Annotated in this window: 17 protein-coding genes; 6 read left to right on the top strand and 11 right to left on the bottom strand. The window is 61.2% G+C overall.

What is annotated here, in order from left to right:
• Positions 1 to 31: 31 nt before the first annotated feature.
• The 8 genes from tldD to mreB form a co-directional block, all read right to left on the bottom strand.
• The gene (gene tldD / locus ACWHXD_RS04960; protein ID WP_003188566.1) at positions 32 to 1,474 is read right to left on the bottom strand and encodes a metalloprotease TldD; all 1,443 of its coding nucleotides are present in this window, start codon (positions 1,472 to 1,474) and stop codon (positions 32 to 34) included.
• Positions 1,475 to 1,490: 16 nt separating this feature from the next.
• Positions 1,491 to 2,339 (bottom strand): carbon-nitrogen hydrolase family protein, encoded by an 849-nt coding sequence (locus ACWHXD_RS04955; RefSeq protein ID WP_032893563.1) that lies wholly within the window; start codon positions 2,337 to 2,339, stop codon positions 1,491 to 1,493.
• A gap of 48 nt (positions 2,340 to 2,387) precedes the next feature.
• Entirely contained in the window at positions 2,388 to 6,203 is a 3,816-nt protein-coding gene (locus ACWHXD_RS04950; RefSeq protein ID WP_138761297.1) for a YhdP family protein, read from the bottom strand.
• 78 nt (positions 6,204 to 6,281) lie between these two features.
• Complete coding sequence (gene rng / locus ACWHXD_RS04945) at positions 6,282 to 7,739, bottom strand: ribonuclease G (protein WP_003188562.1); 1,458 nt, start codon at positions 7,737 to 7,739, stop codon at positions 6,282 to 6,284.
• Positions 7,740 to 7,809: 70 nt separating this feature from the next.
• Complete coding sequence (locus ACWHXD_RS04940) at positions 7,810 to 8,406, bottom strand: Maf family protein (RefSeq protein WP_032893566.1); 597 nt, start codon at positions 8,404 to 8,406, stop codon at positions 7,810 to 7,812.
• Positions 8,407 to 8,457: 51 nt separating this feature from the next.
• Positions 8,458 to 8,946, bottom strand: coding sequence for a rod shape-determining protein MreD (gene mreD, locus ACWHXD_RS04935; RefSeq protein ID WP_003188558.1), 489 nt, complete (start codon positions 8,944 to 8,946; stop codon positions 8,458 to 8,460).
• The gene (mreC, locus tag ACWHXD_RS04930; protein WP_084570971.1) at positions 8,946 to 10,034 is read right to left on the bottom strand and encodes a rod shape-determining protein MreC; all 1,089 of its coding nucleotides are present in this window, start codon (positions 10,032 to 10,034) and stop codon (positions 8,946 to 8,948) included. The genes mreD and mreC overlap by 1 nt, the downstream gene beginning before the upstream one ends.
• Before the next feature lie 139 nt (positions 10,035 to 10,173).
• Positions 10,174 to 11,211, bottom strand: a complete 1,038-nt coding sequence (mreB, locus tag ACWHXD_RS04925) for a rod shape-determining protein MreB (protein WP_002555108.1) — start codon at positions 11,209 to 11,211, stop codon at positions 10,174 to 10,176.
• A 210-nt stretch (positions 11,212 to 11,421) separates the two neighbouring features.
• On the opposite strand from mreB, the gene gatC reads away from it, so the two are divergent.
• The 6 genes from gatC (at position 11,422) to ACWHXD_RS04895 (ending at position 16,651) form a co-directional block, all read left to right on the top strand.
• A complete protein-coding gene (gene gatC, locus ACWHXD_RS04920; protein ID WP_003188556.1) occupies positions 11,422 to 11,709 on the top strand; it encodes an Asp-tRNA(Asn)/Glu-tRNA(Gln) amidotransferase subunit GatC in 288 nt (95 codons plus the stop codon).
• 16 nt (positions 11,710 to 11,725) lie between these two features.
• Positions 11,726 to 13,177, top strand: coding sequence for an Asp-tRNA(Asn)/Glu-tRNA(Gln) amidotransferase subunit GatA (gene gatA / locus ACWHXD_RS04915; protein ID WP_014716920.1), 1,452 nt, complete (start codon positions 11,726 to 11,728; stop codon positions 13,175 to 13,177).
• A 10-nt stretch (positions 13,178 to 13,187) separates the two neighbouring features.
• Positions 13,188 to 14,633 carry an Asp-tRNA(Asn)/Glu-tRNA(Gln) amidotransferase subunit GatB gene (gene gatB, locus ACWHXD_RS04910; RefSeq protein ID WP_005784800.1) on the top strand — a complete coding sequence of 482 codons (1,446 nt, stop codon included), beginning with the start codon at positions 13,188 to 13,190 and terminating at the stop codon, positions 14,631 to 14,633.
• 160 nt (positions 14,634 to 14,793) lie between these two features.
• Positions 14,794 to 15,165 carry a septal ring lytic transglycosylase RlpA family protein gene (locus tag ACWHXD_RS04905; RefSeq protein ID WP_138761296.1) on the top strand — a complete coding sequence of 124 codons (372 nt, stop codon included), beginning with the start codon at positions 14,794 to 14,796 and terminating at the stop codon, positions 15,163 to 15,165.
• 59 nt (positions 15,166 to 15,224) lie between these two features.
• Entirely contained in the window at positions 15,225 to 16,271 is a 1,047-nt protein-coding gene (locus tag ACWHXD_RS04900) for a calcium/sodium antiporter (RefSeq protein WP_238344535.1), read from the top strand.
• Positions 16,268 to 16,651: a carboxymuconolactone decarboxylase family protein gene (locus ACWHXD_RS04895; protein WP_044271602.1), complete on the top strand. Its 384-nt coding sequence runs from the start codon at positions 16,268 to 16,270 to the stop codon at positions 16,649 to 16,651. The genes ACWHXD_RS04900 and ACWHXD_RS04895 overlap by 4 nt, the downstream gene beginning before the upstream one ends.
• A 118-nt stretch (positions 16,652 to 16,769) precedes the next feature.
• On the opposite strand, the gene ACWHXD_RS04890 is transcribed toward ACWHXD_RS04895, so the two are convergent.
• The 3 genes from ACWHXD_RS04890 to ACWHXD_RS04880 all read right to left on the bottom strand — a co-directional run bounded on the left by ACWHXD_RS04890 (position 16,770) and on the right by ACWHXD_RS04880 (position 20,839).
• Positions 16,770 to 17,711: an AEC family transporter gene (locus ACWHXD_RS04890; protein WP_032893571.1), complete on the bottom strand. Its 942-nt coding sequence runs from the start codon at positions 17,709 to 17,711 to the stop codon at positions 16,770 to 16,772.
• Positions 17,712 to 17,910: 199 nt separating this feature from the next.
• Positions 17,911 to 19,464: a galactarate dehydratase gene (gene garD / locus ACWHXD_RS04885; protein WP_138761295.1), complete on the bottom strand. Its 1,554-nt coding sequence runs from the start codon at positions 19,462 to 19,464 to the stop codon at positions 17,911 to 17,913.
• A gap of 10 nt (positions 19,465 to 19,474) precedes the next feature.
• Positions 19,475 to 20,839 (bottom strand): MFS transporter, encoded by a 1,365-nt coding sequence (locus tag ACWHXD_RS04880; RefSeq protein ID WP_003188541.1) that lies wholly within the window; start codon positions 20,837 to 20,839, stop codon positions 19,475 to 19,477.
• Positions 20,840 to 20,878: the final 39 nt, after the last annotated feature.

The raw sequence follows: 20,878 nt of genomic DNA, 5'->3' as shown, positions 1-20,878 counted from the left end.
TGGCGGTCTTCGCCACCCGAAGCTTGCGTTCCTACGACCCCGTGCCACCCACGGTGATCGCATCAATTTTCAAGGTTGGCTGGCCGACACCTACCGGCACCGACTGCCCATCCTTGCCGCACGTGCCCACGCCGCTGTCCAGCGACAGGTCGTTACCGACCATCGACACCTTGCTCATGGCTTCCGGCCCGTTACCAATCAGCGTCGCCCCTTTGACCGGCGCGGTAATCTTGCCGTCTTCGATCAGGTACGCCTCGCTGGTGGAGAACACGAACTTGCCGCTGGTGATATCCACCTGGCCGCCGCCGAGGTTGGCGCAGTAGATACCGCGTTTGACCGAGGCAATGATTTCTGCCGGATCGCTTTGGCCACCGAGCATGTAGGTGTTGGTCATGCGCGGCATTGGCAAATGCGCATAGGATTCACGACGACCATTACCGGTGCGCGCCACGCCCATCAGGCGGGCGTTGAGCTTGTCTTGCATGTAGCCCTTGAGCACGCCGTTCTCGATCAGGGTTGTGCATTCGGTCGGCGTCCCTTCGTCATCGACACTCAGCGAACCACGGCGGCCGGCCAGGGTGCCGTCATCGACAATGGTGCACAGCTTGGACGCAACCATTTCGCCCATGCGCCCGCTGTAAGCGGAACTGCCCTTGCGGTTGAAATCGCCTTCCAGCCCATGGCCCACGGCTTCGTGCAGCAACACCCCAGACCAGCCCGAACCCAGCACCACCGGCAAGGTACCGGCCGGTGCCGGAATCGCTTCCAGGTTGACCAATGCCTGGCGCAGCGCCTCACGGGCATAGCCCATGGCACGGTCGTCAGCGAGGAAATAACGGTAGTCGGTGCGCCCGCCGCCGCCATGACCACCGCGCTCGCGGCGCCCGTTCTGTTCGACGATCACACTCACATTGAAACGCACCAGCGGCCGTACATCCGCCGCCAGCCCACCGTCGGTGGACGCCACGAGGATGCGCTCCCACACGCCGGCCATGCTCACAGTCACTTGCTGGATACGCGGGTCCAAGGCACGGGTAGCGGCGTCGATACGCTTGAGCAGCTCGACCTTTTCCGCACGACTGATCACTTCCAAGGGGTTATCCGGCGCATACAACTGGGCCACGTCCTGGGTACTGAATGCCTGCACCGTGCCATTCTGGCCGGCACGGGAAATCGAACGGGCGGCACGCGCCGCCAGGCCCAAGGCCTCCAGGGTGATCGCATTGCTGTAGGCAAAGCCGGTCTTCTCACCCGATTGCGCGCGAACGCCTACGCCCTGGTCAAGGTTGAAACTGCCTTCCTTGACGATCCCATCTTCCAGCGCCCAGGACTCGGAAATCTGCCCCTGGAAATACAGGTCAGCCGCATCGATACCCGGCCCGGCCAGATCGCCCAGCACGGTTTGCAGGCTTTCGATGGTCACGCCACCGGGTGCCAGGAGGTGATCACTGACTGAGGACAACAACTCGCTCATAGGTTTGGCCTTAAATTCATCGTTCTGAAGCAGGCCGCTGCGCGCCCTGCGAGAAAAAGCGCCGGTGATTGGTCACCGGCATGCGCGCCCGTATCGACGCCTGTTCACTGCTATCGCGTTCGGCCAGTAACACCGCTTCGCCTTGATCCTGTTGCGCCAGCACTCGGCCCCAAGGGTCGACAATCGCCGCGTGGCCAAAGGTTTCCCGTGGGCCTGGGTGCACACCGCCCTGGGCGGCTGCCAGCAGGTAGCACTGGGTTTCAATGGCCCGCGCACGAATAAGCACATCCCAGTGCGCAGCCCCAGTCACCGCCGTGAAAGCCGAAGGCGCGGTAATCAGTTCAGCCCCCGCCGCGCGCAACTCGCTGTACAGCTCCGGGAAACGCAGGTCGTAACACACCGTCAACCCCACACGGCCCACCGGCGTATCCGCCACCACCACCTGGCTACCGAAAGCATAGTCGTCAGATTCGCGATAACGACCGCGAGCGTCCGCTACGTCCACATCAAACAGATGGAGTTTGTCGTAGCGAGCGACGATTTCACCCTGATCGTTGATCAGCAGCGAGCAAGCATTGGGTTTGGCGTGGGGCTGGTCCTTGGGCGGCAACGGCAATGTGCCGGCCACTATCCATAAGGTGAGGTCGCGGGCGGCCTGTTTCAACCAGGGCAGCACAGGGCCTTGGCCCAACGCCTCGGCGCGACCAATGTCGGCCACGTCACGGCGCCCCATGGCCGCGAAATTCTCCGGCAGCACCGCGAGTTTCGCGCCACCGGCCGCCGCCTGTTCCAGCAGGCGACGCGCCTGGGCGAGGTTGGCCAGCACGTCACTCTGGCTGACCATTTGAATTACCGCAAAGGACATGGGCCGACACTCCATACAGGGCATGGGGCCATGCTACTCCACAGGCTCTCAGTTTGGCTTTTCAAATGGCTTGTCGAAGGTGATTTTCGGATCCTTCCAGGGGCCCTGCACCTTGTATTGCACACTGGCAAAGCGCGAAACCCGGTCACCGATCAGCTTGTCGATCAAAAACAATGCACCACCAATGGCCGGCGCGCCGACAATCAGCGCTGCAATCGGCAGGTTGTTGGTCACGGGCAACGTGACCAGCAACTTGGCGTCGACGCGATCGGCAACCAGATCCAGGGTGCCGTTAAGCTCAAGATTGGTGGAAGGCCCGGTCATGGTGATGGGTTCGCGGGTCACGAACACGCCATTACTGGCGGCCAACAAGCCTTTGACCCGGTCGTAGCTCAAGCCCTTGCCGAACAAGTCGGAAAAGTCCAAACGCAAACGCCGGCCAATGGAGTTGAAGTTAAGCAGGCCAAACACGCGCAATGCCTGGGCCCCGCCCTCCACTTCGACGAACTGACCTTTACGGAACGCGGCATCCAGGCTGCCGGAAAACCGCTTGGGCCCGACCCAGGCCGGCGAACCCGGCCAGCGGCCATCCACGTCCAGGTGGAAGTCTTCGCTGGTCACCGTAGGCGCAAAACCCCACCCTTTGAGCACATCGGCAATGTTGCGGCCATCGAGGCGGCCCTTGTACCAACTGCTGCTGGCGCCTGGCGCACCTTCCCAACCCCCGGCGCCCTTGAGCAGCATGCCCTTGAGGCCAAGGTCGAGGTTATTGAAGGCCAGGCCCTTGGCGGTCGGGCGGATCCTCAGCGACCAGGCCCCGATCAGGTCCGAACCCTGGAACAATTGGTCGACGGCAATATCCAGGGCCGGAATGCTTTTTGGGTCGATATCGGCCAGCGGGTCCGGCGCGTTTTCGTCCGCCTGCGCGGTCGGGTCTGGCGCAGGCAATTTCACATACTTGAGGTTGACCGCAATCGGCGCGCCCTTGGCGTCCGGCAGGTTCACCGTGCCCTTGGCTTGCTGGCTATCGAGTTGCAGGCCCCAGGCCGCTGGTTTGCGATCAAGCTGCAAGCTGACCTGGTCAAACTGGGTACCAAACCCGGTCAGTTTGCCTACTTTGAAATCAGCGCCACTGAGCAGTTGCTTGGCATTGCCACCGGGATCATTGCCCGCGTAGCGATCCACAAGTTTCTTCCAGGGGTCGATATCCAGCTCCGACAGCACGCCACGAATGCGCAGGCCCTTGGCCCCCGGCAGCACCGCATCACCATCGCCAAGGAACAGTTCGCCGCGGCCATCATTGAAGTTGTCCGGCGGCGCGGCAAAAGTGAAATTCGCCAGCTCGCCGTAATCAAACCAATAACGGCGCTCAGCACCCTGCAAAGTCATGCGAAAGGTGCTGTCACGGCCCTGGCTGGCCGGCATGCCAAACGGCGCCGGCAGGTCCACCGCGACACCCTTGAGGTTGGAATTGACCATCAACTGGCTGTCTGCGCCGTCGAGGATCACTTGCAATTGGTACGGGATATCGCCGGAGACCGGCAGCGGCTGGCTGACTTTCAACCAGTCCGTGAGGCGCTTGACGGTGACCTGGCCATTGGCGGTCACGCGAGTGCTGATATTGCCCGGCTTGCCTTCGGCAAAGATCTGCGCCGTGATGGGACGGTCGAACGCCTGGGCCGAGATCTTCTGCCCGCTCAGGCCCTTGGCGCTGTCGAAGCGAAAATCACCTTTGAGCTGGGTCAGTTCCAGCGGCGGTTCCGCCAATTGCAGGCGCGCCTTGTCGGTCTTGAAGTCCACCACGATCTTGGGCTCAGTGCCTTTGGCCAGCGGTACGTCCAAGTCCAGGCTACCTTGCAGGTCGCCCTCGCCTTTCCAGCCAGCGAACGTAGATGCCGTGCCGATCGGGGCTTCCTGAAGGATCTTCAGGCCGTCGCCCAAACCGCCGGAGAACCCACCCGTGAGCAGCAGATGACTGTCCCCGCCCGCTGGGGCGTGGGGGATATTGACGTAGACATCCTTGACCTGGGTGTCGAGCAATTGGCCCTTGCTCGCCAGAATGCGTACACCGCTCTCCTCGACGAACACTTCCCCATTGACCTTGTTCACATGAGGCCAGCCCGGCTGGAAGGCCAGTTCGGCATCATGCACCTTGAAGAACAGGCTGATATTGCGCGACGCCGGCAGCGCATTGTGGCTGAGCGAACCCTGGTACTGGAAAAAGCCTTCGTCCACCGCGCCCTTGAGGATCGCCGTGCGCAGCCATTCATCCAGCGCCGGGCTCAACACGGCCGGTAGATACTTGGGGGTGAAACGGCCATCACCATCGACCATGCCGACCCGCAGGTCCATGTAGTCTTCCTGGCTGTGGTCGAAATGCAGGCGAATCAGGAAATCCGCCGCCACCTTGCCTTCCTCGCCCAGTACCTTGATATACGGGGCGATCAGGGTGAAGCCTTGCTTGTCCAGCTTCCAGGTCAGGCGCGCATTGGCCTGGATGTACTGCCATGGCTTGGCGAAGATCGGATACAGATGCAAGGAAAAGTCCTTGCTGTCCATGCGCAATTCGCCCTGGCCCAGGTCGCCACTGATACTGCCGGACACATTGCGTGCGGCCGGCGCGCCGAAGTACGCATCGAAGCCGACACGCTCGAGGTTGGCGGCAAAACTGAGTTTGCGGTCGGTGGTGTCTTGCGGCCGGAAGTCCACCAGCACATTGCGTAACAGCCCGGTGGCTTTGAGGTGTTCGACGGCCTTGGCGAAACCGTCCGGCAGCGGTGCCAAGGCGTTGAGCAGCGGTGTGATGGGCGTGAGGTCGAGACGATCGGCCTGCAACTTCCACACTTCCTGTTCCTTGTCGGTCGCCAGGCTTTGCTGCAATTGCAGGCGCGATTCCCAACGGGTTTCGCCGATGTTCATCGCCAGGGAATCAAACAGTACCTTGAGGCCAGTGTCACTGCGCTGCAGGTAAGCCGTCAGAGCCAGGTTTTCGAGGTGTACCGGCTTACGGTCGGCGTAGCTGCCCTTCACTTGGGGCGAATTGAGGCGTACCGCCGCGCTTTGCACCGTGCCTTTGGCCCAACTGAGCCAAAACTCGCCGCCGGCCTTCAATTGCGTCAGCTTCCATTGCTGGGTCAGCCTGGCGGGAATCCATTTGGCCCAGTCGCTTTGCGGCAGGCTCAGGTAGGCATCGACCTCAGCGTCTTGCCACTGGCTGGCGCGAATGCGGCTACGCAGGCTGACCGCCAACGGTTGGCCGTCGGGCAATGTCAGGCGAGCGTCCAGGCGCTGCTGGCTCATGCCGGTATGCAGGCTCAGGCCCACATAGGTCACGGTCACCGGCGCCTGGTCGAAGGGTTGCAGGGTCACCTGGCTGTCCAGCACCGACACGCGCTTGACCATCTGCATGCGCGTCAGCAACTGTTGCGGGTCCAACGGCTGATCGTCCTGCACCGGCAAGCCTTGCAGCGTCCAGCGGCCGTCCTGGCCTTCCTTGACGCTCAGTTGCAGGCCACTGACTTGCAGATGAGCGATGCGCACTTCGCGGGCCAACAGGCTGGCCCACATATCCGGCACCACTTCCACCTGGTCCAGGCGCAAGGCACTGCCACCCTCGCCGACCATGACGTCATGGGCCAGCAATACCGGGGCAAACCCGCTCCAGCGGCCTTCAAGGCTACCAATATGCAGCGGCGTCTCCAGCGCAGCCTGAGCCTTGGCTTCGACTTCGGCGCGGTATTCGGCCACCAGCGGGGTGAGTTCGCGCCCCAGGCTCACGTACACCGCTGCCAATACCAGCAACAAGGCGCACAGGCCCAGGCCCCAACGGGTCAAAGCGGCAAAAAAGCGTATCAGACGCTCCATGTCAGGCGACCCTCAAAAAACAGTTAGCGGACGGCAGATCAAGGTCTGCCGGTCTCGAAGAAAGTGCACAGCTGGGGATCAGAGCAACACCACGTCGTATTGTTCCTGTGAATACATGGTTTCGACCTGGAAGCGAATGGTGCGACCGATAAAACTTTCCAGTTCGGCGACGTTACCGGACTCTTCGTCCAGCAGGCGATCCACCACCTTCTGATTGGCAAGTACTCTATAACCTTCGGCCTGGTAGGCGCGCGCCTCGCGCAGGATCTCGCGGAAAATCTCGTAGCAAACCGTTTCCGGGGTCTTCAGTTTGCCGCGGCCCTGGCAGCTGCTGCACGGCTCGCACAGCACCTGCTCGAGGCTTTCGCGCGTGCGCTTGCGGGTCATCTGCACCAGGCCCAACTCGGTGATGCCGATGATGTTGGTCTTGGCGTGATCGCGCTCCAGTTGCTTCTCAAGCGTGCGCAGCACCTGGCGCTGGTGCTCTTCATCTTCCATGTCGATGAAGTCGATGATGATGATGCCGCCCAGGTTGCGCAGGCGCAGTTGACGGGCGATAGCCGTGGCCGCTTCGAGATTGGTCTTGAAGATGGTCTCTTCAAGGTTGCGATGGCCCACGAATGCACCGGTATTGACGTCGATGGTGGTCATGGCTTCTGCCGGGTCTACCACCAGGTAGCCGCCGGACTTGAGTGGCACCTTACGTTCCAGGGCTTTCTGGATTTCGTCTTCGACGCCATACAGGTCGAAGATCGGCCGCTCGCCAGGGTAGTGTTCCAGGCGATCAGCGATTTCTGGCATCAACTCGGCGACAAATTGCGTGGTGCGCTGGAAGGTTTCCCGCGAGTCGATGCGAATTTTCTCGATCTTCGGGCTGACCAGGTCGCGCAGCGTGCGCAGCGCCAGGCCGAGGTCTTCATAGATGACGCTGGGCGCGCCGATGGTTTTGATCTGTGCATCGATCTGGTCCCACAAACGCCGCAGGTAGCGAATATCCATGAGAATTTCATCCGCGCCAGCGCCTTCTGCGGCGGTGCGCAGGATAAACCCGCCCGCTTCCTTGATGCCCTCGGCGGCGACGCAGTCGCTGACCACCTTCTTCAGGCGCTCACGCTCGGCTTCGTCTTCGATCTTCAGGGAAATGCCCACATGGGCGGTGCGCGGCATGTACACCAGATAGCGCGAGGGAATCGACAGCTGGGTGGTCAAGCGGGCGCCTTTGGAACCGATAGGGTCCTTGGTGACTTGCACCACCAGGCTCTGGCCCTCGTGCACCAGGGCGCTGATGCTTTCCACCGCAGGGCCTTCGCGCAGGGAAATTTCCGAGGCATGGATAAACGCTGCACGGTCCAGGCCGATGTCGACGAAGGCCGCCTGCATGCCCGGCAATACGCGCACCACCTTGCCTTTGTAGATATTGCCGACGATTCCGCGTTTCTGGGTGCGCTCGACATGCACTTCTTGCAGAACACCGTTCTCTACCACCGCCACGCGCGATTCCATCGGCGTGATATTGATCAGAATCTCTTCACTCATGGCTGGGTCTCGTTCAGGCGTTTTCACAATAGTGACCGGTCGCTTAAGGCTTGGCGCTGGAATACGGCGTTCAGCACACGGTAAGGTTTTGCCAACAGGGTATGCCGAATTGGGCGAGCAGTTGCGCGGTTTCGCAGACTGGCAGGCCCACCACGGCGGAATAACTGCCATTAAGCCCGGCCACAAACACCGAACCCAGCCCTTGGATAGCATAGCCGCCAGCCTTGTCCTGCGGTTCGCCACTGTGCCAGTAGGTGGTAGCCTCCTGCACAGAAACCTCGCGGAAACGTACACGGCTGCTGACACATCGGGTTTCACATTGCTGGCCGTCGGTCAGGGCAATGGCGGTGAGCACTTCATGCTCGCGGCCGGAAAGTGCCATCAGCATGGCCAGCGCATCGGCCTGATCCACCGGCTTGCCCAGGATCCGCCCATCCACGATCACCGCCGTGTCAGCCCCTAGTACGCAGGTGTTTGAGGTGTGGCCAAGCGCAACAAAACCCGCCGTCGCCTTGCCCCGCGCAAGGCGCTCGACATAGGCAACGGCAGGTTCGTTGTTAAGAGGCGTTTCATCAATAGCGGCGCTGACCAGGGTGAAGGGCACACCGATCTGGGCCAGCAGTTCACGTCGCCGCGGGGAGCCCGAGGCCAGATAAAGCGAATTCATTGCAGCCTCTCCCTGTGGGGTTCGATAACCAGGCAGAGCCTCGCAATCCATTCAATTGATTTTATAGCGACGACGCAGCCCACGCAGGCCAAAACTGATCCAGGGCCATAACAAGGCACTGACCAGCGCCGGCAAGACCAGCGCCAGGGTCGGCTGGCGGTTGCCAGTCAACGCGCTGAGCCACAGTTGCACCAACTGCGCCAGGCCGAAGATCACCAGGATCACCAGGCACTGCTGCCACATCGGGAACATGCGCAAGCGCTGCTGCAACGACAGCACCAGGAAGGTTATCAGGGTGAGGATCAACGCGTTCTGGCCCAGCAAGGTGCCATACAGCACATCTTCGGCCAACCCCAGGCACATCGCTGTGACCATGCCCACCTTGTGCGGCAGGTTCAATGACCAGAACGCCAGCAACAAGGCCAGCCAGAGCGGGCGCAGGATTTCCATGAACTGCGGCAGCGGCGAAACACTGAGCAGCAAGCCGATGGCGAAGGTCAGCCAGACGATCCAGCCATTGCGTGAATGAGTACCGGCCATTATTGCTCCCTCTGCCGTGTGGTGGTCGGAGCGGCGGCAGGGGTCGCGGTCGGCGGTTTAGCTACAGCCGGCTTAGCCGGGCGCGCCGTGTGCGCTGCCGGTTGAGCGGGCGTTGCCACCGGTGCTGGTGCAGGTGTCGCCGCGGGTGCAGGGGGACCAACAAAAGCCGGTTTTGGCACCGTGGCCGGCACGATGGGCGCGGTGCCATTCTGCTGGTCTTCCGCTTCCTGGGCCTGGGCGGCGTCGTTGGCGCGCTCTTCCGGGGTACGGTTGTCGCTGAACACCAACAGCAGGTAACGGCTGCGGTTCAGCGCGGCAGTCGGTACCGCCCGAACGATAGCGAACGGCTGGCCGGAATCGTGGATCACCTCTTTGACCGTCGCCACCGGATAACCCGCCGGGAAGCGCTGGCCCAGGCCAGAGCTGACCAACAGGTCGCCTTCCTTGATGTCGGCGGTGTCGGCCACATGGCGCAGCTCCAGGCGTTCCGGGTTGCCGGTGCCGCTGGCAATGGCGCGCAGGCCGTTACGGTTGACCTGTACCGGAATGCTATGGGTTGTATCCGTCAGCAACAGCACCCGCGAGGTGTAGGGCATCAACTCCACCACCTGGCCCATCAGGCCACGGGCGTCGAGCACCGGCTGGCCAAGCACCACACCGTCGCGCTCACCCTTGTTGATGATGATGCGGTGGGTAAAGGGGTTGGGGTCCATGCCGATCAGCTCGGCCACTTCGACCTTTTCGTTGACGAGCGCGGAAGAATTGAGCAACTCGCGCAGCCGAACGTTCTGCTCGGTGAGGGCCGCCAGCTTTTGCATGCGCCCCTGCAACAGCAGGTTTTCAGTCTTGAGTTTTTCGTTCTCGGCGACCAGTTCGGTGCGGCTGCCAAATTGGCTGGACACACCCTGGAATAGACGTTGCGGCAGGTCGGTGATCCAGTAGGTCTGCATCAACACCAGCGACATCTGGCTACGCACCGGCTTGAGCAGTGCAAAGCGGGCATCGACCACCATCAGCGCGACCGAAAGCACGGTCAGCACCAATAAGCGCACACCCAATGAGGGGCCTTTGGCGAAAAGCGGTTTAATAAGCCGCTCCTCCCAGGCAAATGTTCTCTTTATTCATACGGCATCAAACCGGCCTGGATGCAGATTGAAGAAGATAAACGCCAACAGGCAGCACTGCAAAGTGCTGCCTGCCGACCAAGCATGAACCATCCAGGCAATCTTATTCGCTGGAGAGCAGGTCCATGGTGTGTTTATCCATCATTTCCAGCGCACGACCACCGCCACGGGCAACACAGGTCAGCGGGTCTTCGGCGACGATCACCGGCAGGCCGGTTTCCTGGGCCAGCAACTTGTCGAGGTCGCGCAGCAAGGCGCCACCACCGGTCAGTACCAGGCCACGCTCGGCGATATCGGAAGCCAGCTCCGGCGGCGATTGCTCCAGTGCACTTTTCACGGCCTGAACGATGGTGGCGAGGGACTCTTGCAGAGCCTCCAGCACTTCATTGGAGTTCAGGGTGAAGGCACGTGGAACGCCTTCGGCCAGGTTGCGACCGCGCACATCGACTTCGCGCACTTCGCCGCCTGGGTAAGCGGTGCCGATTTCCTGCTTGATGCGCTCGGCGGTGGATTCGCCGATCAGGCTGCCGTAGTTACGACGCACATACGTGATGATCGCTTCGTCGAAACGGTCGCCGCCCACGCGTACGGATTCGGCATACACCACACCGTTCAGGGAAATCAGGGCGATTTCGGTCGTACCACCACCGATATCCACCACCATCGAACCGCGTGCTTCTTCAACCGGCAGGCCGGCACCGATCGCAGCGGCCATCGGCTCTTCGATCAGGAAGACTTCACGGGCACCGGCGCCAAGGGCCGATTCACGGATGGCACGACGCTCAACCTGGGTGGACTTGCACGGAACACAGATCAGCACGCGAGGGCTGGGCTGCAGGAAACTGTTTTCGTGAACTTTGTTGATGAAGTACTGCAGCATCTTTTCGCAGACGCTGAAATCGGCGATCACGCCATCCTTCATCGGACGAATGGCAGCAATATTGCCTGGTGTACGGCCGAGCATGCGCTTGGCCTCGGTGCCAACGGCAACGACACTTTTCTGATTACCATGGGTCCGAATGGCCACAACCGATGGCTCATTCAGAACGATACCGCGCTCGCGCACGTAAATAAGGGTGTTGGCAGTGCCCAGGTCAATGGAGAGATCGCTGGAAAACATGCCACGCAGTTTCTTGAACATGGGGAAAGGACCCTAGGCAACGCGTGGGTAAAAAAGTGCGGCAAACTCTAACAACGACAGGGATTTTGGGCAAGGCGCCAATGTGCTAAATTGGCCGACTTTCTGTGCACCAACCCCCACAATCGCGGCCTTATGACCGTAGAAATGCGGTAGTGTTCCGACAATCTAACACACGGACGCCCTCCGTTCTGTTTTCCACTGGAGAATCCCATGGCGCTTGAACGCTCCGACGTGGAAAAAATCGCACATTTGGCCTCGCTTGGCCTTAATGATGCCGATCTTCCACAGACCACCGCAGCCCTGAACAGCATTCTCGGGCTGGTCGACCAAATGCAAGCCGTGAATACCGACGGCATCGAGCCCCTGGCTCACCCACTGGAAGCCAGCCAGCGCCTGCGCGCAGACGTCGTGACCGAACGCAATAATCGCGAGGCCTACCAGTCCATCGCGCCAGCGGTCGAAAACGGCCTGTACCTGGTTCCGAAAGTCATCGACTAAAGGGAAAGAGCCTTTCATGCATCACATGACTCTGGCCGAGATCGCCCGCGGTCTCGCCGACAAATCGTTTTCCAGCGAAGAGCTGACCCAGACATTGCTGGCGCGTATCGCCGCGCTCGATCCGAAGGTCAACAGCTTCATCAGCCTCACCGAGGAGCTGGCCCTGAGCCAGGCCAAGGCCGCCGACGCCCGTCGCGCCAACGGTGAGAACGGCGCGCTGCTCGGCGCACCGATCGCCCACAAGGACCTGTTCTGCACCCAGGGCATTCGCACCAGCTGCGGCTCGAAGATGCTCGACAACTTCAAGGCGCCCTACGACGCCACTGTGGTCGCCAAGCTGGCCGCTGCCGGGGCCGTGACCCTGGGCAAGACCAACATGGACGAATTCGCCATGGGGTCGGCCAACGAATCGAGCTATTACGGCGCGGTGAAAAACCCGTGGAACCTGGAACACGTGCCGGGTGGTTCCTCCGGTGGCTCGGCTGCGGCCGTGGCCGCGCGCTTCCTGCCCGCCGCTACCGCCACCGACACCGGCGGTTCGATCCGCCAGCCAGCCGCCTTCACCAACCTCACCGGCCTGAAGCCGACCTACGGTCGCGTGTCCCGCTGGGGCATGATCGCCTATGCGTCCAGCCTGGATCAGGGCGGTCCGTTGGCACGTACCGCTGAAGACTGCGCAATATTGTTACAAGGCATGGCAGGTTTTGATAAACAGGACTCCACCAGCATCGACGAGCCCGTGCCGGACTACAGCGCCAGCCTGAATACCTCGATCAAGGGCCTGCGCATCGGCGTGCCGAAGGAATATTTCAGCGCCGGCCTCGACCCGCGTATCGCCGAGCTGGTGCAAAACAGCATCAAAGAGCTGGAAAAGCTCGGTGCCGTGATCAAGGAAATCAGCCTGCCGAACAACCAGCACGCGATTCCCGCCTACTACGTGATCGCGCCAGCAGAGGCGTCTTCCAACCTGTCGCGTTTCGACGGCGTGCGCTTCGGCTATCGCTGCGAGAACCCGAAAGACCTCACCGACCTGTACAAACGCTCCCGTGGCGAAGGCTTCGGCAGTGAAGTGCAGCGCCGTATCATGGTCGGCGCCTATGCCCTGTCCGCCGGCTACTACGACGCGTACTACCTCAAGGCGCAAAAAATCCGTCGGCTGATCAAGAACGACTTCATGGCCGCCTTTGAAGAAGTCGATGTGATCCTCGGCCCGACCGCGCCGAACCTGGCCTGGAAGATCGGCGCCAAGACCGGCGACCCGATCGCCGAGTACCTGGAAGACCTCTACACCATCACCGCCAACCTCGCGGGCTTGCCGGGGTTGTCCATGCCCGCAGGTTTCGTCGATGGCCTGCCGGTGGGCGTGCAATTGCTCGCCCCGTATTTCCAGGAAGGCCGCCTGCTCAATGTGGCGCACCAGTACCAGTTGAACACCGACTGGCACACCCGCACCCCTACCGGCTTCTGAGGAGAACACTATGCAATGGGAAGTTGTGATCGGGCTGGAGATTCATACCCAGCTCGCCACCCAATCGAAGATTTTCTCCGGTAGCGCCACCACGTTCGGCTCTGAGCCCAATACCCAGGCCAGCCTGGTAGACCTGGGCATGCCCGGCGTGCTGCCGGTGCTGAACCAGGAAGCGGTGCGCATGGCGGTGATGTTCGGCCTGGCGATTGACGCCGAGATCGGCCAGCACAACGTGTTTGCGCGCAAGAACTACTTCTACCCGGACCTGCCCAAGGGCTACCAGATCAGCCAGATGGAACTGCCGATTGTCGGCAAGGGCCACCTGGACATTCCCCTGGAAGACGGCACCATCAAGCGCGTCGGCGTGACCCGCGCGCACTTGGAAGAAGACGCCGGCAAAAGCCTGCACGAAGAATTCCCGGGCGCCACCGGTATCGACCTGAACCGTGCCGGCACGCCGCTGCTGGAAATCGTGTCCGAGCCGGACATGCGCAGTGCCAAGGAAGCCGTGGCCTACGTCAAGACCATCCACGCGCTGGTGCGCTACCTGGGCATCTGCGACGGCAACATGGCCGAAGGCTCGCTGCGTTGCGACTGCAACGTGTCGATCCGCCCCAAGGGCCAGGTCGAGTTCGGCACCCGCTGCGAGATCAAGAACGTCAACTCGTTCCGCTTCATCGAGAAGGCGATCAACAGCGAAGTGCGTCGCCAGATCGAGCTGATCGAAGACGGCGGCAAGGTGATCCAGCAAACGCGCCTGTACGACCCGAACAAAGACGAAACCCGCGCCATGCGCAGTAAAGAGGAAGCCAACGACTACCGTTACTTCCCCGACCCGGACCTGTTGCCGGTGGTGCTGGAGGATTCATTCCTCAATGATATCCGCGCCACCCTGCCCGAACTGCCGCAGCAAAAACGCGAGCGCTTCCAGGAGCAGTTCGGCCTTTCCGTCTACGATGCCAGCGTGCTGGCCTCCAGCCGTGAACAAGCCAACTACTTCGAAAAAGTCGTGAGCATTGCCGGCGACGCCAAGCTGGCGGCTAACTGGGTGATGGTCGAGCTGGGCAGCCTGTTGAACAAACAGGGCCTGGAAATCGACGAAGCGCCGGTCACCGCCGAGCAACTGGGTGGCATGCTGCTGCGCATCAAGGACAACACCATCTCCGGCAAAATTGCCAAGACCGTGTTCGAAGCGATGGCCGCCGGTGAAGGCAATGCCGACGAGATCATCGAAAAGCGTGGCCTCAAGCAAGTCACCGACAGCGGCGCCATCTCGGCCGTACTCGATGAAATGCTCGCGGCCAATGCCGAGCAGGTCGAGCAATACCGCGCGGCAGACGAAGCCAAGCGCGGCAAGATGTTCGGCTTCTTTGTCGGCCAGGCGATGAAAGCCTCCAAGGGCAAAGCCAACCCGCAACAGGTGAACGAACTGCTCAAAAGCAAGCTCGAAGGCTGATTGCAGTGAAATGGTTGGAGCAGAATCCAAATTCTGGCTCTAACTCCTGTGGGAGCGGGCTTGCTCGCGAAAGCGGACTGACAGCCAACATATATGTTGAATGTTCTACCGCATTCGCGAGCAAGCCCGCTCCCACATTTGCTACCGGGGCATATCTGAAATGAAGCGTCTACTCGGCCTCCTGGCCCTGTCCTCCCTGCTGGCCGGTTGCGCCAGCGGCCTCATCGACCCCAACGGCTACGACGAAACCGGCACCGCGTCCTATTACGGCGCCAAGCACCATGGCAAGAGAACTGCCAGCGGTGAACCTTTCAACCAGAACGCCTTGACCGCCGCCCATCGGCGCCTGCCCTTCGGCACCCAGGTCAAGGTGACCAACCTCGACAACAACCTTTCTGTCGTGGTGCGTATCAATGATCGCGGCCCGCATACCCGTGGGCGCCTGATCGACCTTTCACGCAAGGCTGCCGAGCAACTGCGCATGCTGAGCAGCGGCACCGCGCGGGTTCGCGTGCAAGCCCTGAACAACTGATCGAGGCAGCCTTGAGCATTTTCGGATTGAACGCCCTCTCGCCCTGGAGCCTGCTCGAACTGGTGGGCGGCCTGATATTGCTGATCGTCGGCGCTGAAATCCTGGTGCGCGCTGCGGTGCGCCTGGCGGCCAGCCTCAAGGTGCGGCCACTGATCATCGGCTTGAGTATCGTCGCTTTCGGCAGCAGTGCGCCGCAGATGACCGTGAGCCTGCAGGCCACGCTGGCTGGCAACACGGACATTGCCGTGGGCAGCGTCATTGGCAGCAGCATCTTCAATATCCTCGTGACCCTGGGCTTGTCCGCACTGATCATTCCACTGCGAGTCTCGCGGCAGCTGGTGCGCGTGGATATCCCGGTGATGATCGTCGCCGGCCTGCTGGTGTTTATCCTGGCCGCCAATGAAATGCTGACGCCCTTCGATGGCGCCGTGCTGCTGGTGGCGCTGCTGGCTTACCTGGGCGTATTGCATTACCAGACACGCCATTCCCGCCGCCCGCGCACCCTCGACACCGTGGCCAAGGCGCCGTGGCTGAGCAGTGTGCTGCTGATGCTCGGTGGTTTGCTGGTACTGGTGCTGGCCGGGCATTTGTTGCTCGGCGCAGCGGTGGAGGTAGCGGGCGACCTGGGCCTGTCGGAGCGCGTCATCGGCCTCACGTTGATCGGCGTCGGTACTTCACTGCCGTGCCTGGCCACCTCGCTGATCGCCGCCTTGCGTGGCGAACGAGAGATCGCCGTGGGCAACGTGATCGGCAGCAACCTGTTCAACCTGCTCGGCGTGCTGGGCTTTACCGCCCTGGTGGCGCCGACACCGCTGTCGGTCTCGCCCAACGCCCTGGACTTCGATTTACCGGTGATGCTCGGCGCCATCATCCTGTGCCTGCCGGTGTTTTATACCGGTTACCGGGTAACGCGCATCGAAGGGCTGGTGTTGCTGGGGCTGTACCTGGCCTACGGGCTGCATGTCATGGCCTTCACCACTGGCATGCCGCTGGCCAACAAGCTTGAACAATTGATGCTGTATTACGTCCTGCCGGCGTTAGGCGCTCTGCTGTTGTTCACCTCACTGCGCGCCTGGCACCGCCAACACAAGAGGGAATCGCAATGACCGATCAGAAAAAGCCCGGGGTTGAAGTGCGTCGCCAGGTCATGGGCGATGTATTCGTCGACCGCGCCCTGGGCAATGCAACGGCGTTCACCCAACCGCTGCAGGACTTCGTCAATGAGCACGCATGGGGCAGCGTCTGGAACCGCGAAGGTTTGCCACTCAAGACCCGCAGCCTGATCACCCTCGCCGCCCTCACCGCTCTCAAGTGCCCGCAGGAACTCAAGGGCCATGTGCGCGGTGCGCTGAATAATGGCTGTACGGTCGAGGAGATTCGCGAAGCGCTGCTGCATTGCGCGGTGTATGCCGGAGTGCCGGCGGCGATTGATGCGTTTCGGGCGGCGCAGGAAGTGATTGAGGCGTATCAAGCCGATCAGCAGTGACTGCCCGATCGCCTTCGCGAGCAAGCCCGCTCCCACATTTGTCCGAGTTTCAGCATGAGAATCCGGTCGAATGTGGGAGCGGGCTTGCTCGCGAATGGCCCTGAAGACCGCGCAAAACTTAGATCCAGCCACCCGCTTGCAACACAAAAATCCCGATATTCGTGGTCACCGCCGCCATCAGCGTGGTGATCACGATAATCGCCGCCGCCAACTCATGATTCCCTTCCGCCGCCCGAGCCATCACAAAGCTCGCGGCCGCAGTCGGTGCGCCGAAATACAAGAACAGAATCCCCAACTCCGGCCCTCGGAACCCCAGCAACCACGCGCCCAGGGTGGCGATCACCGGCAGCCAGATCATCTTCATCAGGCTTGCGCTCAAGGCCATGTTGCCGCTCTTGCGCAGCGCGGCCATGGACAAGGTGCCACCGATGCAAATCAATGCCAACGGCAGCGTGGTGTCGGACAGGTACTGCAAGGATTTCTCAAGCCAACCGGGCACGCCGATCTGGAAGTACGCGAACGGCGTGGCGACGATCACGCTGATAATCAGCGGGTTGGCCATTACGCTTTTGAAGATGCTCCACGGGTCGGACTTGATCACCGGGCTATACACCGCCAGCACGATGGTCGACAGCGTGTTGTAAAAGAGGATCACCAGCGCGGCGAGGATCGCGCCCAGGGAGATGCCGTAGTCGCCGTACATACTGGCTGCCAGCGCCAGGCCGATGACCCCGTTGTTGCCACGAAACGCGCCCTGGGCGTAGATGCCTCGGTCTTCGCGTTTGCAACGAAAGATCGCCCAGCCCCAGGCCATGGCAAAGCTCACCAGGGTGGCGACGCAAAAGTAGATGAGTAGCCCCGGCTTGAGCGCCGAGTGCAGGTCGGCATGCAGAATGCCCAGGAACAGCAGCGCCGGCATGGCCACGTTGAACACCAGGGACGATGCGGTGTGGATAAAGTTGTCATTGATCCAGTTGATGCGCTTTAAGAACACGCCCAGGAACAGCATGGCAAACACCGGCGCGGTGATGGTGAGGGTGGTGAGGAAGATTGCCAGCATGCCGGGGAGAACCTTGGTGGGCGTCGTTAGTTGGCTAATGATAAGCCAGTACGAGCGGGTTCGTGTGGGCAACGCACTTCAAATGTAGGAGCGAGCTTGCTCGCGAGAAACTCCCAGGCGCCGCGTTCATTCAGTTAACACGCGTTATCGTTGGCGTTTTTCGCGAGCAAGCTCGCTCCTACAGGGTTAGCGCCGGGTCTCAGGTAATGGGCGCCGGGTTGAACAGCGTGATGTTGTTATGCAGCTTGTGCCGCTCCGCCCAGGTCTGCTTCTTGCCGCTGGCCACATCCAGATAGAAGTGGAACAGCTCCCAGCCCAACTCCTCGATACTCGCGCGCCCCGTGGCAATGCGCCCGGCGTCGATATCGATCAGGTCCGGCCAACGCTGGGCCAGCTCGGTGCGGGTCGAAACCTTCACCACCGGCGCCATCGCCAGCCCGTACGGCGTGCCGCGCCCGGTGGTAAACACGTGCAGGTTCATCCCCGCCGCCAGTTGTAAGGTGCCGCAGACAAAATCGCTGGCCGGTGTGGCGCAGAAGATCAGGCCCTTTTCCTTGAAGCGCTCGCCAGGGCCAAGTACGCCGGTGATCGCACTGCTGCCGGATTTGACGATGGAACCCAGCGACTTCTCGACAATATTCGACAGCCCGCCCTTCTTGTTACCCGGCGTTGTATTGGCGCTACGGTCTGCTTCCCCCTTGGCCAGGTAACGATCGTACCAGTCCATTTCCCTGACCAGCTCGCGGGCAACGTCTTCGTTTTGCGCGCGTGAAGTCAGCAGGTAAATCGCATCGCGCACTTCCGTCACTTCGGAAAACATCACCGTCGCGCCGGCGCGCAGCAACAGGTCCGAGGCATAGCCCAGCGCCGGGTTGGCGGTGATGCCGGAAAACGCATCGCTGCCGCCGCACTGCATGCCCAGGATCAGCTCGGAGGCCGGCACGGTTTCGCGGCGGCGCTGGTCGAGTTTCTTCAAGCGCACCTCGGCCAGGGCCATGATCTGCTCGATCATTTCGGTAAAGCCGTGGCTGGAATCCTGCAGGCGATACAACCATGGCTCGCTCAGGTCCACGGAGCTGTCGTTGTCGTGCATCACCTGGCCGGCCTGGAGCTTTTCGCAGCCCAGGCTGATCACCAAGGCTTCGCCGCCCAGGTTGGGGTTACGCGCCAGGTTGCGCACGGTGCGGATGGGGATGTAGGCATCCGTCGCCGTAATCGCCACGCCGCAGCCGTAGCTGTGGGTCAGCGCCACCACGTCATCGACATGCGGGTAGTTGGGCAGCAACTCGTCCTTGATGCGCTTGACCGCATGGTCCAGCACGCCGGTAACGCATTGCACGGTGGTGGTAATGCCGAGGATATTGCGCGTGCCCACGGTGCCGTCCGCGTTGCGATAGCCCTCGAAGGTAAACCCCTCCAGGGGTGCCTGGGTTTCAGGCACCTCGGTGGACAGCGGCAAGCTGTCCAGCGGTGGTGCGGTGGGCATGCGCAACTGGTCCTCCTGCACCCAACTGCCGCGCGGAATCGGTGCCAGGGCATAACCGATGGTCTGGCCGTAGCGAATAATCTGGCCGCCCTCGGGGATGTCTTCCAGCGTCACCTTGTGGCTCTGCGGGATGAAATCCACGGTGACCAGGCCGTCGGGAAACTCGGTACCGGCGGGTACCCCTTGATCGTTCACCACGATCACCACATTGTCGCGCTCGTGCAAACGGATCGAGCGCGGCGAGTCGGCATGTTCAATCAACTGCATCACACGAACCTCAGGAATGCGCTTGAGAAAGGTTGGTCAACTCAGGGCCCTGGGTAGGCGGCTCCTTGAGCACCACGCGCTTGATCGGGCCGACAATCACCAGGTAACTGAACACCGCCACCAGCGCGTTGGCGCCAACAAACACCAGCGCCCATTTGAACGAGCCGGTGGTGCTGATGATGTAGCCAATCACAATCGGCGTGGTGATCGACGCCAGGTTACCGAAGGTGTTGAACAAGCCGCCACTGAGCCCGGCGATTTGTTTTGGCGAGGTGTCGGACACCACCGCCCAACCCAGTGCGCCAACGCCTTTGCCGAAGAAGGCCAAGGCCATGAAGCCCACCACCATCCATTCGATATCCACGTAATTGCAGGCCACGATGCTGCTGGAAATCAGCAGGCCACCGATGATCGGCGCCTTGCGCGCGAAGGTCAGCGAATGGCCTTTGCGCAGCAGGTAGTCGGAAATCACCCCGCCCAGCACCCCGCCGATAAAGCCGCAGATCGCCGGTAACGAAGCAATGAAACCAGCCTTGAGGATGGTCATGCCCCGCTCCTGCACCAGGTACACCGGAAACCAGGTCAGGAAGAAGTAGGTGATGCCATTGATGCAGTACTGGCCCAGGTAGACGCCGAGCATCATGCGGTTGGTCAGAAGCTGGCGGATGTAATCCCACTTCGGCCCGTCGGTTTTCTTACCCTTGCCCTTGTCCTGGTCCATATCGACCATCGCGCCATTGGCGGCGATGTGATTGAACTCGGCCTCGTTGATCATCGGATGCTGGCGCGGGCTGTGGATAACTTTCAGCCAGATCAGCGAGAACACAATGCCGATCACGCCCATCACGATAAACACGTGCTGCCAGCCGAAGCGATAGACGATCCAGCCCATCAACGGCGCGAACAGCACGGTGGCGAAGTACTGGGCCGAGTTGAAGATCGCCGACGCAGTGCCGCGTTCAGCCGTAGGAAACCACGCCGCAACAATACGGGCATTTCCCGGAAACGACGGCGCCTCGGCCAAGCCCACCATGAAGCGCAGCATAAACAGCGCGACTACTGCAGTGGAGACGCCAAACTCACCGACATAGCCTTGCAGCACGGTGAACAGCGACCAGGTGAAGATGCTCAAGGCATAGACTTTTTTCGAGCCGAAACGATCGAGCAGCCAGCCACCGGGAATTTGCCCGGCCACGTAGGCCCAACCGAATGCAGAGAAGATATAACCGAGGGTGACCGCGTCGATGCCGAGGTCTTTTTGCAGGCTGGAGCCGGCGATAGCGATGGTGGCCCGGTCGGCGTAGTTGATCGTGGTCACCAGGAACAGCATGAGCAGGATCAAATAGCGGACGTGGGTCGGCTTGGTCGCTTGCATGTAGAAGTACTCCCACTAATTATTTTTTTTGCGGGTAAT

This window comes from Pseudomonas fjordensis, from assembly GCF_976987115.1.
Note: the sequence above shows the minus strand (reverse complement) of the source record. Positions and strands in the feature narration are given on the sequence as shown.